This is a genomic window from Bradyrhizobium sp. CCGE-LA001 (assembly GCF_000296215.2).
Lineage (GTDB): Bacteria > Pseudomonadota > Alphaproteobacteria > Rhizobiales > Xanthobacteraceae > Bradyrhizobium.
Genome location: NZ_CP013949.1, coordinates 1,842,177 through 1,855,646, shown reverse-complemented (window position 1 = coordinate 1,855,646; position 13,470 = coordinate 1,842,177). Strand labels below are relative to the sequence as shown.

Below are 13,470 nucleotides of genomic sequence, written 5' to 3'. Positions count from 1 at the left end.
GGGCTACCGGCGCGCCTCCTTGAGGCGTTCGCTCCAGGCCGAGATCTGCGTCTCGATCACGGTCTGGTCGGCCACGGCGCGGACCTCGAAGCTGTCGGCGGCCTCATAAGCGATGCCCGTCCGCCGGGACTTCTCGAGCTGCACCCTCACGAGGTCCAATAGCTCGCTCGGGCCGGTGACCTTGAACACCGGCATCGGCGAATTCCCGGTCAAGGCCGCGATCTGTTCGACCAGCGATCCGATCGCCTTGTCGCGAACCGCCTCGTTGAGGAAGGGCAACAGGATCCGCGCAACGGAGCTCGCGATATTGCTCTCGATCTCGCGGCAAGCCGCCTCGAAACCGTTGACGATCGTGGCCGCCTGTTGATCGGACCATTTCGCGCGCTCCTCGCCGAGCCGGATCGCGCTGCGGACGCGTTCCTCCGCAAGCCTGGCGTCGCCTTCCGCGACGCCGGCCGCATGGCCGCGCCGATAGGCATCGTCGAGAAGATTGGGGAGCGGGGATTCCGGTGCGGGCGACGGCGGCTGAAGCTGCGGTGGGGCGTGCGGCTGTGGCTGAGGTTGCGCCTGGGCTTGCGGCTCGCGCCGGACCTCCTTCCTTGTCAGCACGTCCTGGATCTTGGGCGGAGGGGGCGGCGGCGACTTGGCGCGGCCGTTCGCGTCGAACTGCGTCAGCAGTTTTCCGATTGCCGCGTTCATGCCGCCTCCTCGCGTCGCATCCAGTCCTTAAGGATCGCTGCCGCCTGCGCTTGATCGAGCCGCACGATCTGCTCCAGCCGCTTCTGCGGCGTTCGCTGCATCTTGCCCTCGAGGTCCTCGACGAGGTTGAGCTCGGGGTCCTGACTTTCGGCCAACGCCAGCGCCGTGGCAGCTTCGAGCTCGGCGACCTCGGCCGCTTCGGCCTGCTCCTGCTCGGCGCGATGGGTGAGAATGCCGTTGACCGCGGGCCGAAGTCCGAACCAGACCAGCATCGAGGCAACGGCGAGAATGGTCACAGCGTTGATGACGCTGCCGAGCTGCTTGTTGATCATCTCGACGAAAGTGATCGGCGGCACCGGCGCCAGCTCGCGCGAGCCTTCGATGAAGTCGACCGCCGAGACCTGAATCTGGTCGCCGCGCTGCTTGTCCAACCCGCCCGCCGTCGCCGCGAGCTGGCTGATCTCGGCGAGCTTGCTGTCGACGATGGCCTGGTTACTCTTGTCGCCGAGATCGGCGACGAGACGGGCGCGGTTGACCAGGACCGCGATGAAGAGCTTCTTGACCGAATAGCCGTCGCTCACCGTCGTCGTGGTCTTGGACGAGACCTCGAAATTGGTGACGTCCTCGCGGCGGGTCTTGTCCTCGCTCGAATTCTTGCCGCCGCCCGCGTTCACCTGCTGATCCGGAAGGTTCTGTTGCACCGTGGTCGGCGTCGAACGGTCCGCGTTCTGCGAGGATTCCTTCTCGCGCACGTTCCGCACCGAGCGCTCGGCGCGGCTCTCGGGATCGTAGACGGTCTCGTTGATCTGCCGCTTGTCGGTGGAGAGCTGCGGCGCGACGCTGACCTCAAAATTGTCCAGGCCCAGATACGGGGTCAAGGCCTTGCGGATGTTCTCCTGCACCATGCCGCCGACGGTCTTCTGCAGGCTCGCCATCTTGGTCGGCGCGGCGCTGGCCTCATCCTCCTCCGCAAGCAGCATCGAGCCGTCGGCATCCAGCACCGTCACCTTGTCGCGGTTCATACCGGGGACGGCGGCCGCGACGAGATGACGGATCGATTGTGCGGTGCGCGCCTCGATCGCACCATCGGTGCGCAGAACGACTGAAGCGGATGGCGGCTGCTGGGTCGCGCGAAACGAGCCGCGCACCGGGAGAACGATGTGAACCCGGGCCGCCTTGACGCCCTTCATCAGCTGCACCGTGCGCGCGATCTCGCCTTCCAGCGCCCGCAGCTTGGTGACTTCCTGCATGAACGAGGTCAGGCCGAGCGAGCCGATCTTGTCGAACAGCTCGTAGCCGGAATTGGCGCTGGTCGGCAGCCCCTTCTCGGCGAGCAGCATCCGAGCCTGCATGGTCTGGCTTGGCCGCACCGATATCGCATCACCGGCCGTGTTGACGTCGAAGGTGACGTTCTGCTCGCGCAGCGCCGCGCCCATGCGCGTCACGTCCTCGCGGGTGAGGCCGGTATAGAGCGTCTCGAACTCAGGCCGGCTCAGATAATAGGCGCCGCCGACGACGGTGACGAGAACGGCGAATCCGATCAATCCCAAGGCCATCAGGCGTCGCGGCCCGAGCTCCAGCAGATTGTTGAGCAGTTGCTGTATCTGCGCGCGACTGAGCATATGACCTCGTGGCAATGCGAACGTAGGCGACACTCCGCTGCCAACCTTGTCTGAAGGTTGCGCGACGACGCGAGCACGCCGGTTCGCGGACGAGGCATTGCAATTTTACAAGGGTTCGGTGAAGCGATCGATGTCGGCAACCGCGGGCCGGACGATGGCGGCTCGAACGGCCGCGCCAAGTCATCGTGCGTCGGGAAGTCGATGTCCGGGCACGCCTCGTGCCCTCATATCCGCCGCTCGCGGCGGTGACCGTGCTCCCCAGGGAGCACGGTCGTCTTCGAAAGCCCCGCTTAGCCGCGGAACAGCGACAGGATGCTCTGGCTGTTCTGGTTGGCGATCGAGAGCGCCTGAACGCCGAGCTGTTGCTGGGTCTGGAGCGCCTGCAGGCGGGTCGATTCCGCGTTCATGTCGGCGTCGACGAGCTGGCCGATACCACGATCCACCGAGTCCATCAGCGACTTCACGAACTCCGTGTTGTTCGAGATGCGGTTCTTGATGGCGCCGAGATTGGCGGCGGACTGGCTGACCGTGTTGATCGCGGCGGTGACCTGCGCGATGTAGCCATCGATCGTGGTCTGGTCGGCCGCCGAATCGGTCAGAGCGCCGATGTTGATGGTGTCGACCGACGCGCTGCCGCTCACCGTGTCCAGAATGCCGCCCGTGGTCGAGGTGTAGAGCGAGTAGTTGGCAACCGTCACCGTGATCGTGTTGATCGTCGGCGTGCCGCCGACGCGCGAGAACGACGACACTAGGTTGACCGTCGCCGGCGTGGTGGCGTTGGTGCTCAGCCAGTTGACGCCGTTGAACGTCGCCGCGTTGGCCACGTTCTTCATGTCCTGCTGGATCTGAGTGATTTCGGCCTGGATCTTGGTGCGGTCGATGCCGGCGGTCTTGGCTTCGACCAGCAGCGCCTGGAGCTTGGTGAGGCCGGAGTTGCTGTCGCCGATTACCTTGTTCAGAGCGGTGTATTCGGTGTCGACGGTCGCAGCCGACAGACCGAGCGAGTCGGACACCGCGGAGAGCGCGGCGTTGTCGGCGCGCATCGAGGTCGCGATCGACCAATAGGCCGAATTGTCCGAAGCGGTCGCGACGCGCTGGCCGGTCGAAATGCGATTCTCGGTCGTCTGCAGGCTGGCGCTGACATTCCGGAGGGTCTGGAGCGCAGTCATTGCAGCGGAGTTGGTAAGCAGGCTGGAAGCCATCTTTGATGTCCCTTTGAAAGCAGATTGGATTTGGGGACATACCGGGCTTGCACCGGTACGACGGGGCGGCATCATGCCTTTGGGCTGGGCAAATGCGCGCGTGAGCCCAATCCGTCGTAGCGGCGAGACTAGCCAGCGAAGCTTGTGCGGGGCTTGTGGCGTTGTGATCCGGCCGCAACAGGGCAGCCGGAATCATGGCGCGGTCATGCCAAACGAAAGGGCCGCGCTTCGCGAGAAGCGCGGCCCTCCTGGGACTGTCCTAGGGCTTAGCGGAACAGCGACAGGATGCTCTGGCTGTTGTTGTTGGCGATGGAGAGCGCCTGAACGCCGAGCTGCTGCTGCACCTGGAGGGCCGCCAGACGGGTGGACTCCTGGTTCATGTCAGCGTCGACGAGCTGGCCGATACCGCGATCCACCGAGTCCATCAGCGACTTCACGAACTCGGAGTTGTTCGAGATGCGGTTCTTGATGGCGCCGAGGTTGGCCGCACCGGAGGAGACCGTGCCGATCGCCGCGGTGACCTGCGCGATGTAGCCATCGAGCGTGGTCTGGTCAGCCGCCGAGTCGGTCAGTGCGCCGATGTTGATCGTGTCGACCGATGCGCTGCCGCTCACCGTGTCCAGGATGCCGCTCGTGGTCGAGGTATAGAGCGAGTAGTTGGCGACGGTGACGGTGATCGAGCCGGTGGTCGGAGTGGCGCCGACGCGCGAGAACGACGACACCAGGTTGACCGTCGCCGGCGTCGTGGCGTTGGTGCTCAGCCAGTTGACGCCGTTGAACGTCGCCGCGCTGGCCACGTTCTTCATGTCCTGCTGGATCTGGGTGATTTCCGACTGGATCTTGCTGCGGTCGACACCGGCGGTCTTGGCCTGCACCAGCAGCGACTGGAGCTTGGTCAGGCCGGAGTTGCTGTCGCCGAGCACCTTGTTGAGAGCGGTGTACTCGGTGTCGACGGTCGCGGCCGACAGACCGAGCGAGTCGGAGACGGCGGAGAGCGCGGCGTTGTCGGCGCGCATCGAGGTCGCGATCGACCAATAGGCGGCGTTGTCGGAAGCGGTCGCCACGCGCTGGCCGGTGGAGATCCGGGTCTGCGTGGTGGAGAGTTGCGAGCTGACAGACCGCAGGGTCTGGAGCGCGGTCATGGCGGACGAGTTCGTGAGCAGGCTTGACATTGCGAATGTCCCTTTATGTACGCGTTACATTTTCACTTGGGGACATACCGGGCTTTCACCGGTACGGAGGGGCGGCATCATGCCTTTGGACTGATGTGGGTGAGGTCCAACCCGCCGTGACGCCTTGCTAGCACGCCGAATCTTGCCGCCGGATTAAAATCGCATTGAATTTCATGGCTGTAACGGGGGTCTTGCGGTTACCATTCGCTAACCATGATCGCGCGGTTCGCAACCGCGCTCCGTCACGAGAACGAGCGCACCAGTCCGGACGCCAACAGATTCCAGCCGTCGATCAACACGAAGAACAGCATCTTGAACGGCAGTGCGAGGATGGTCGGCGGCATCATCATCATGCCCATCGACATGGTCAGCGTCGCCACGATCATGTCGATGACGAGGAACGGCAGGATGATGAGGAATCCGATCTCGAACGAACGCCGCAGTTCGGAGATCATGAAGGCGGGAATGATGACGCGCATGTCGACGCGCTTGTCGTCGAACTTCTTGCGGAAGCTCTCCGCGGCGAGCGCCTCGAAGGTCTGCAGATCCTTGTCGCGGACATGGGCCAGCATGAACTCGCGGAATGGATCGGTGATTTTCAGATAAGCCTCCTCCTCCGAGATCTCGTTCTTCATCAGCGGCTGCACGCCACTCTCCCAGGCGCGGTCGAAGGTCGGCGCCATCACGTAGAAGGTCATGAACAGCGCGAGGCTGATCAGCACGAGGTTGGCCGGCGTGGTCTGGAGGCCGAGACCGGCGCGCAGAAACGACAGCGCCACGGCGAAGCGCGTGAAGCTCGTCACCATGATGAGCAATCCCGGAGCAACCGACAGCACCGTGATCAGCGCCATCAACTGGATGATCCGGCCGCTGGTGGAGCCGTTGCCGGGCGGCAGCAGCGAGTTGAGGTCGGGAATCTGGGCCAGCGCCACTTCGGGCAGAACGGCCAGGATCAAGGCGAGGAGCAGGACTCTCACTCTCACTGGATCACCAACGTCTCAATGATCAATTCGCGGACCTTTCCAGAGGAGCGGATATTGGCGCGCTCGATGAGGTCGTCGCGCAGGTGCTGGAGGCCGCGCGATCCCTCGAACTGAACGACCGAGGCGGAGCGCAAATAAGTGACGATGTCCTCGCTGATGTGCGCAGCCAGGATGCCGGCATCCTCGTCGCTCATGCTCTCGGTCACCATGGAAGCCTCGACGCGGGCCCAGTTGTTGGCCGGTGCGGCCAGATTGGTCACGATCGGCGACAGTTTTCGAAGCCGTGCGCTGCCGGTGTAGCTCGAGGCCAGCGGCGGCGGCGCGGCGCTCTTCTTCGCGTCGGCGGCACGCTCGGCCGCCGCAAACAGATGCAGGCCGGCCAGCGCACCCGCACCGATCGCGACGAGGGTCAGCACGACGATGGCCGCGATCAGGCGCATCACGTCCCCTGCCCTCGCGATACGGCCCGGCCGGCGCGGATCTCAGAATGGAGCCACGGCGTCATAGATCCGATGTCCCCATCCAGGCTGTTGCACGTCAGACAGATTTCCGCGACCGCCATAGGACACGCGCGCCTCGGCGATCTTGTCGTAGGAGATCGTGTTGGCCCGCGAGATGTCGCGCGGGCGCACGATGCCGCCGACGTTGAGCACGCGCATCTCGGTGTTGACGCGAAATTCCTGCGAGCCGCTGATCATCATATTGCCGTTCGGCAACACGTCGGTGACGATGGCCGCGATGGACAGCTTGATGTCCTCGGTGCGATCGATCTGACCGTTGCCCTTGATCTGGGTATTGGTACTGAGATTGGCGTTGGCCGAGCCCGTGTCTTTCCATCCGGCCACGTCCATCAGCCAGTCGAGCCCGAACTTGATCTGCGAATCGCGTGAGCGGTCGGTCTTGTTGTCGAGCTTGGCCTTGTCCTGCATCGAGATGATCACCGTCACGACGTCGCCGGTGCGCCGTGCCCGGGGATCGCGATAGAGATCGGTGCCGTCGTCCCAGGTCGAGCGATAGCTGACGGGCGTGCGCATCCGGGGCGTCACCGGGATCGGATCGGCCTGCGTCCGCAGGCCGCTGCCGACCGGGGACAGTCTCGGGCCGGTCAGGACTTCGGCCGGGTCGTGGTAGCATCCCCCCAGGGCCACAGATGCGAGCGCGAGGATGAGGATCGGCTTCTTCATCTATCTGGTCTTTCCGTCGTCCGCGCGGCGCATCCCGCCGAGCAGGTCCGCAAGGTGCGCCGCGCGCGCCGTATCCATCTCGTTGAAGATCGCACTCGAGCTCCGCGGACTGAGCTTGGCCAGCACGGCGGCGGCGGTCTCGTCGGCCATTCCGGCGATCTGGGTTGCGGCAGCCTCGGGCTTCATGCGCGAATAGATCTCGACCACGCTGGCTTCGGCCTTCTTCAGGAACTCGTCGCGTAGCGCCATCCACTTCTCGTATTCGGCACGCTTGGTTTCGACCTCGGCGATGCGCTCGCGCAGCAGGCTCTCGGCCTTCTCCAGCTCCTTGAGCTGCCAGGCCAGTCTTGCATCGACGGCGGGATCGGCGACGTTGCTACAGAACAACGCGACCTCGTTGTCGGCGGGGACAGTGGCCTGTGGCGCTGGGGGCTTCGGCGGCGCTGTAACGGCACCGGGCTTGGCTGCACGGACAGGCGCCGGCGCCGGCGCGGGCGTCTCGGCAGCCGGTACTGCGCCGGTGACGGCGGGGCTTGAATCCTCGGCCGCCCACGCGGTGGCACGGATGTCGTCTGCGCCCGGAATCGGGGTCGCCGGCTTCGGCGGCCCGGCTGCACGGGCGCGCGCGAAGGACAACAGGTTGAGCGGCTTCGACGGCTTCGCCTCGTCCAGCGCCAACACAGGCGAAGCGCCCGCAAGCGTCCACACCGCGACGAGGAGGAGTTTGGCTTTGTGATCCAGCTTCAGCATCGGGCCGCGCGCGATTCTCGGTCGAGACCAGAGCATTGCGCGACCAAGCTTGCACGACGCTTATGCATCATTGCACGATGACGTCGGCCTGGAGCGCGCCGGCCGTCTTGATCGCCTGGAGGATGGCGATGATGCCTGACGGCTTCAAGCCGATCTGGTTGAGCCCGCGGACCAGGCGCTGGAGGTCAACGCCGCTGAGGATCGCCACCTGCGATCCGGCCTCGTTAGCCTCGACCACCGTCTGCGGAACGACGACGGTCTGCCCACGCGAGAACGGCGCCGGCTGCGAAACCACCGGCATCTCCGTGACGCGAACCGTCAGATTGCCGTGCGTCACGGCAACGGTCGATATCCTCACGTCGCGTCCGATCACCACCGTGCCGGTGCGCTCGTTGATCACCACCCGCGCCGGCGTATCCGGCTCGACCGTCAGCTCGCCGATTTCCGCCAGGAACCGGACCGGGCCGATGTGGCGCGGCTTCGACAGCACGATCGTACGATAGTCGCGTTCGAAGGCGATCTGTGCGCGATACCGGCCGCCGGCATAGCGGTTGATGGCGTCGAGGATGCGCGTCGCGGTGACGAAGTCGGGGTTCTTGAGCTCCAGCACCAGGAATTCCATCTCGTGGAGACTGCCCTGCACCTCGCGCTCGACCAGCGCGCCGTTCGGAATGCGTCCCGCGGTCGGCGTGCCCTGGCTGACGTTCTGTGCCTGGCCGCCGACACTGTAGCCGGCCACCGTGATCGCGCCCTGCGCCACCGCATAGACCGCGCCGTCCGCCGCCCGCAGCGATGTCATCACCAACGTGCCGCCGAGCAGTGAGGTCGCATCGCCAAGCGACGACACGGTCACGTCCATCCGCTCGCCGGCGCCGATCGACGGCGGCAGGTCCGCGGTCACCATCACGGCCGCGACGTTGCGCGTGCGCAGCGTGGTCGGCCGGGTGGGATTGTTGGTGCTCGTCGCCTCGTTCCTGACGTTGATGCCCATGTTCTCGAGCATCGATTGCAAGGATTGCTCCGTGAACGGCGCATTGCGCAGCGTGTCCCCGGTGCCGTTCAGGCCGATGACGAGGCCATAGCCGACGATCTGGTTCTCGCGCAGTCCCTTGATGTCCGCGATGTCCTTGATGCGGACGGCGGCGTGGGCGCTGGTGGCGGCGAAGAGGAGGACGAGCGCGAGCAGGATTCTGGTCATGACCCGTCCACGACCTTGACCGTGCCGTCCGGCTGCACGACACCCCTGATGATCACGCCGGTGTCGGTATTGCGCACCGGAATGAGCGCGCCGGCCGCGCCCGACTGCATCGCCGAGCCGTAGGTGACGATGGACAGGCCGCTGTCTTCGACCACGACCTTGACCATGGCGCCGCGAGCGACCGTCCAGGGATCCTCCACCGCATTGGTCGGGATCGGCTGGCCCGGCAACAGCGTGCGCCGGGCCATGCGGCCGACCAGGACCTGACGTCCTTCGATGAACATGGCGACGCCGAGCAGATTCGGCGCAAAGCCGCGCTCGATGATCATGTCGTCCCGGATCAATTCGCCCGTCCGGATCGAGACGGCCGGCACCGGCAGCCGCTTCTCCTCGGCCGCGGCAAGGCGCGCCGAGACGAGCACCAGCAGCACGGCGGCCACCCCGCGCATGATCCAGCCCATCCTTTTCAACATCCAGACACCGGAACTAGCGCATGCCCTTCGAGACCGTCGAGGCCATTTCATCCGAGGCCTGGATGACCTTGGCGTTCATTTCGTAGGCGCGCTGGGCCGAGATCAGCTCGGTGATTTCCTTGACCGGATCGACGTTGGAGGCCTCGAGGTAGCGCTGGTTGATCTTGCCGTAGCCGGCGTCGCCGGGCAGCCCGACCACGGGGGTGCCGGAGGCCGTGGTCTCGCGGTAGAGATTGCTGCCGAGCGGCTCGAGGCCTGCTTCGTTGGCGAAATTGGCGAGATTGAGCTGGCCGATCTGCCGCGGATTGATTTCGGTGTCCAGCTTGGCGAACATCTGGCCGGTCTGGTTGACCGTGACCTCGACCGTTCCCTGCGGCACCGTGATCGCGGGATCCAGCAGATAGCCGTCGATCGTGACGAGCTGGCCGTTGGCATTGGTGTTGAACGAGCCCGCGCGCGTGTATTGCACCTCGTTGTTCGGGCCGAGCACCTGAAACCAGCCGCGGCCGTTGATCGCGAGGTCGTAGGGATTTCCGGTCTGCGTCAGCGCACCCTGGATGTGCAGCTTGCGGATCGCCGCCGACTTGACGCCGAGGCCGAGATTGCTGCCTTCCGGGATCGGCGAGGAGCCGTTGACGTTGGCGACGCCCTGCATGCGGTCCATCTGATAGAACAGATCGGTGAACTCCGCACGCGCCCGCTTGTACGAGGTCGAGTTGATGTTGGCGATGTTGTTGGCGATGACCTCGACGTTGGTCTGCTGGGCATTCATGCCCGTGGCCGCGATGGCGAGCGATTTCACGATCGTCACTCCTTCAGATCAAATCGACATCCGAACGACTTCTTGATAGGCCTGCACGACCTTGTCGCGAACGGCGACCGCGGTCTGCAAGGCCTGCTCGGCCGACATCAGCGCCTCCACGACGCGCCGCGTCGATTCCTTGCCCTGCATCGCCGAGATCGACGCCGCCTCGCCCGCCTTGAGCGTTCCGATCGCGTCGGTCGTCACCTGCTTCATCACCGATTCGAAGCCGAGCTCGTCACCGGACTGAATCGCGGTCGTCGCCGCCGGCGAGATCGCCTGCGTCTCGGTCGCCCGGCTTGCCGCCTGGCCCGCGGAGATCGCCGTCGATGAAATTGCCTCAAGCATTGTCAGCTCCTCAGGAGATCGATGGTCATGCCAAGCATCGATCTCACCTGCTTCACGACCTGGAGATTGGCTTCATAGGACCGGTTGACCTCGCGCATGTCGGCCATCTCGATCATCATGTTGACGTTCGGCAGCTTGACGTAGCCAGCCTTGTCGGCGGCGGGATGCCCCGGATCGTACTCGACACGATACGGCGTTGTGTCGACCCCGATTTCCTTTACCTTCGCAAGCTGCGCGCCCGAGGCCCGATCCATGGCGGCATCGAACGTGATGGTCTTGCGCTGATACGGATCGGCGCCGGCGGTGCGCCCGGTCGAGGTCGCGTTCGCGAGGTTTTCCGAGACAATGCGCATACGGGTCGATTGCGCTTCGAGCCCGGAGCTTGCGACCGTCAATGACGATTGTAGGGAGTCCAGCATGTCAATTCACCTCAGGCCTTTGCGCTCGACAGGACCATGCGGTGGAACGAGCGCACGATCGCCGAGTTCATCGAATAGTCGCGACTGACGTCGCTGCCCTTGATCATCTCCTGCTCGAGGCTGACGGAGTTGCCGGAGTGCACGACTTCCCAACTGTCCTTCTTGTCGATCTTGCGCGTGTCGGTCTCCGCTGCGGACAGCTGCATGTGCGATGGCGACGTCATCGCGAGCCTGACCGGCATGCCATCGAGCACCTTGTTGAAGGGCTCGACGTCGCGCGCCTTGAAACCCGGCGTGTTGGCGTTGGCGACGTTGGTGGCGATGGTCGACTGGCGGAGCTCGAGATAGCGCGCCTGCGACGATGCCAGTTCGAAGAGATAAAGCGGTCCCACGACAGCGCCCCGTTATGTTCTGTTGGGGCAAGCTTAGGGTGACAAGCTTTCGTCAGGCTGATGCGGCCCGCGCCGTCCTCGGAAATCTATGGGACCTTCTCGGACCGCGCCGCCTGCTTGGACTGGAGGAAATAGATGATCTCGGCGACGGGACGGAAGAATTCCGCCGGGATCACCTGATCGACCTGAACCGCTTCGTAGAGTGCGCGCGCCAGCGCCTTGTTCTCGATAACGGGAATTCGGTTCTGCTCGGCGACTTCGCGGATCTTCAGCGCGATCACGTCCATGCCCTTGGCGACCACGAGCGGCGCGGCGTTCTCCTCGCGCTTGTAGCGCAGCGCGATCGCGAAGTGCGTCGGATTCGCGATCACCAGCGTTGCGCGCGCGGCGGAGGCGATCATGCGCTGGCGCGAGCGGTCACGCGCGAGCGAGCGCAAACGTGCCTTGATCAGCGGATCGCCTTCCGCCTGCTTGTGCTCGTCCTTGATCTCCTGCTTGGTCATGCGGAGCTCGCGCCGCCAGTGGAAGCGCGACCAGGCGAGATCGATCGCGACCAGGACGATGGTCGCGATGCAGATCGCCGATACGATCCGCATCGCGATGTTGAGGATCATCTCCGGCAGCGCAACCGGATCGGTGTACATCGCCTCGAATGCCTTCGCTTCCGACGATCGCAGCACGAAGGCGACGACGGCGGTCACCGAGGCAAGCTTGAACAGCGACTTGGCGAACTCGACCAGGCCTTGCGATCCGAACAGCCGGCTCCAGCCGCTGACCGGGGAGATGCGCGACAAGTCCGGCTTGATGCGGTCGAGCACGAGGCGCGGCGCATTCTGCAGCAGCGAGGATGCAAGGCCGAACGCCATCATGATGACGATCAGCGGCATCAGGAATTGCAGCGCCTGCAGGCCCACCACGGTGAGCAGGTTCTGCGCATCCGCCCCCGTCGTGAGCGGGAAGCCTTCGGGATCGTCGAGAAAGCTCTTCAGCGTCGGCGTCAGTTGCTGCACGCCCTGGCCGATCAGGAAAGACAGGATCACCATCAACGCCGCCATCGAGGCGAGGATGGAAGCCTCCCGAGAGACCGGAATTTTGCCCTGCTCGAGCGCATCACGGACTTTCTTCTCGGTCGGCTCTTCTGTTCTGCTCTCCTTGTCGGATGTTTCTGCCATGCCCGTTCAGCGGTCAGCGGAAGACCAGCTCATCCTCCTGCTCGGGATTGAGCTCGATTTCACCCTTCTCCGCGAGGTCGAGCGCGAGATCGGTGATCACGCGCCGCGCTTCCAGTACGTCGCGCTGGTTCGACGGCTCGCCGATGGCGAGCTCGTGCTCGACGACGCGGCGGACGCGCGAGGCGACCGAGGACAGGATCAGCTCGCGGAAGTTCTTGTCGGTCCCCTTCAGTGCGACGACGATGCGGTCGGTCGGCACCTGGTCGAAGATCATGGTGCGTGCCTTCGGCGTCAGGTTTGTGACGTCGTCGAAGGTGAAGAGCAGCTCCTTCAGCACTTCGGCCGATTTCGGCCGCTTCTCCGACAGGCTCTTCAGCATGTCCTCGATGTGGCCACGCTCCATCTTGTTGATGATGTCGGCGACGCGGGCGTAGGTATCGGCGCCAAGGTTGCGGGCGAAGTTGAGCGTCAGGTCCTCATGCAGCGTCTTCTCGATGATGCGCATGGCGTCGTCGACGATCGGCTTGAGGCTCAGGACGCGCCGCATCAGCTCGTTGCGCAGGCTCGAGGGCAGCTGGCTCATGACCTTGGCAGCGCAGGCCGGCTTGACCTTGGACAGGATCAGCGCCGCCGTCTGCGGATGCTCCTTGGAGAGATAGCTCGCCAGCGAGTTTTCGGACACCGACGATACCCGGTCCCAGACCGACCGGCTCGAATTGCCGAGCAGGTCGGACATGATCTGCGAAACCTGGTCGGCCGGAAGCACGTCGCCGAGCACGGCTTCCAGGCCGCCGAGCGTGCCGAGGATGTTGGCGCCCATCGAGAATTGCTGGGCGAACTCCTCGACGATCCCCTCCAGCTCCTGCGCCGTGATCGGCCGCAGCTCGGCCGCGGCCTTGGTGACGATGCGGATCTCCTGCGGTTCGAACTGCTGAAGCACGCTCGCGGCCGCCTGCCGCCCCATGGCCAGCAGGAGCGCCGCGACCTTCTCCGTGCCGCCCAGCGTGGCGACGCCTCGCGGCTTGACGGGAGCGATGCCGACCTGTGCCGCCAT

General features: G+C 64.8%; 16 protein-coding genes. All 16 read right to left on the bottom strand.

Translation table 11 applies throughout. The annotated features are described in order from the left end of the window. Positions 1-3: 3 nt before the first annotated feature. Positions 4-699, bottom strand: coding sequence for a hypothetical protein (locus BCCGELA001_RS08880; protein ID WP_060735088.1), 696 nt, complete (start codon positions 697-699; stop codon positions 4-6). Then, on the bottom strand, positions 696-2,321 hold the full coding sequence (fliF, locus tag BCCGELA001_RS08875) for a flagellar basal-body MS-ring/collar protein FliF (RefSeq protein ID WP_008560344.1): 1,626 nt from the start codon (positions 2,319-2,321) through the stop codon (positions 696-698). The genes BCCGELA001_RS08880 and fliF overlap by 4 nt, the downstream gene beginning before the upstream one ends. A 290-nt stretch (positions 2,322-2,611) precedes the next feature. After that, positions 2,612-3,523: a flagellin N-terminal helical domain-containing protein gene (locus BCCGELA001_RS08870; RefSeq protein WP_008560347.1), complete on the bottom strand. Its 912-nt coding sequence runs from the start codon at positions 3,521-3,523 to the stop codon at positions 2,612-2,614. 266 nt (positions 3,524-3,789) lie between these two features. Next, positions 3,790-4,695 (bottom strand): flagellin N-terminal helical domain-containing protein, encoded by a 906-nt coding sequence (locus BCCGELA001_RS08865; protein WP_008560349.1) that lies wholly within the window; start codon positions 4,693-4,695, stop codon positions 3,790-3,792. 242 nt (positions 4,696-4,937) lie between these two features. Further along, the gene (fliP, locus tag BCCGELA001_RS08860) at positions 4,938-5,678 is read right to left on the bottom strand and encodes a flagellar type III secretion system pore protein FliP (RefSeq protein ID WP_060735087.1); all 741 of its coding nucleotides are present in this window, start codon (positions 5,676-5,678) and stop codon (positions 4,938-4,940) included. Further along, the gene (locus tag BCCGELA001_RS08855) at positions 5,675-6,118 is read right to left on the bottom strand and encodes a flagellar basal body-associated FliL family protein (RefSeq protein ID WP_008560352.1); all 444 of its coding nucleotides are present in this window, start codon (positions 6,116-6,118) and stop codon (positions 5,675-5,677) included. Before BCCGELA001_RS08855 ends, fliP begins: the two co-directional genes overlap by 4 nt. Before the next feature lie 42 nt (positions 6,119-6,160). Continuing rightward, on the bottom strand, positions 6,161-6,862 hold the full coding sequence (flgH, locus tag BCCGELA001_RS08850) for a flagellar basal body L-ring protein FlgH (protein WP_060735086.1): 702 nt from the start codon (positions 6,860-6,862) through the stop codon (positions 6,161-6,163). Continuing rightward, on the bottom strand, positions 6,863-7,612 hold the full coding sequence (locus BCCGELA001_RS08845; protein ID WP_060735085.1) for a MotE family protein: 750 nt from the start codon (positions 7,610-7,612) through the stop codon (positions 6,863-6,865). A gap of 67 nt (positions 7,613-7,679) precedes the next feature. Further along, positions 7,680-8,810, bottom strand: coding sequence for a flagellar basal body P-ring protein FlgI (gene flgI, locus BCCGELA001_RS08840; protein ID WP_060735084.1), 1,131 nt, complete (start codon positions 8,808-8,810; stop codon positions 7,680-7,682). Further along, on the bottom strand, positions 8,807-9,259 hold the full coding sequence (flgA, locus tag BCCGELA001_RS08835) for a flagellar basal body P-ring formation chaperone FlgA (protein ID WP_060737561.1): 453 nt from the start codon (positions 9,257-9,259) through the stop codon (positions 8,807-8,809). The genes flgI and flgA overlap by 4 nt, the downstream gene beginning before the upstream one ends. Before the next feature lie 37 nt (positions 9,260-9,296). After that, positions 9,297-10,085 carry a flagellar basal-body rod protein FlgG gene (flgG, locus tag BCCGELA001_RS08830; RefSeq protein ID WP_008560375.1) on the bottom strand — a complete coding sequence of 263 codons (789 nt, stop codon included), beginning with the start codon at positions 10,083-10,085 and terminating at the stop codon, positions 9,297-9,299. 18 nt (positions 10,086-10,103) lie between these two features. Beyond that, positions 10,104-10,433 carry a flagellar hook-basal body complex protein FliE gene (locus BCCGELA001_RS08825; protein ID WP_008560377.1) on the bottom strand — a complete coding sequence of 110 codons (330 nt, stop codon included), beginning with the start codon at positions 10,431-10,433 and terminating at the stop codon, positions 10,104-10,106. Positions 10,434-10,435: 2 nt separating this feature from the next. Next, positions 10,436-10,852: a flagellar basal body rod protein FlgC gene (gene flgC, locus BCCGELA001_RS08820; RefSeq protein ID WP_060735083.1), complete on the bottom strand. Its 417-nt coding sequence runs from the start codon at positions 10,850-10,852 to the stop codon at positions 10,436-10,438. A gap of 11 nt (positions 10,853-10,863) precedes the next feature. Then, complete coding sequence (gene flgB / locus BCCGELA001_RS08815) at positions 10,864-11,244, bottom strand: flagellar basal body rod protein FlgB (RefSeq protein ID WP_008560380.1); 381 nt, start codon at positions 11,242-11,244, stop codon at positions 10,864-10,866. 86 nt (positions 11,245-11,330) lie between these two features. Then, positions 11,331-12,416, bottom strand: coding sequence for a flagellar biosynthesis protein FlhB (gene flhB / locus BCCGELA001_RS08810; RefSeq protein ID WP_060735082.1), 1,086 nt, complete (start codon positions 12,414-12,416; stop codon positions 11,331-11,333). Positions 12,417-12,429: 13 nt separating this feature from the next. Further along, positions 12,430-13,470, bottom strand: coding sequence for a flagellar motor switch protein FliG (locus BCCGELA001_RS08805; RefSeq protein WP_008560383.1), 1,041 nt, complete (start codon positions 13,468-13,470; stop codon positions 12,430-12,432).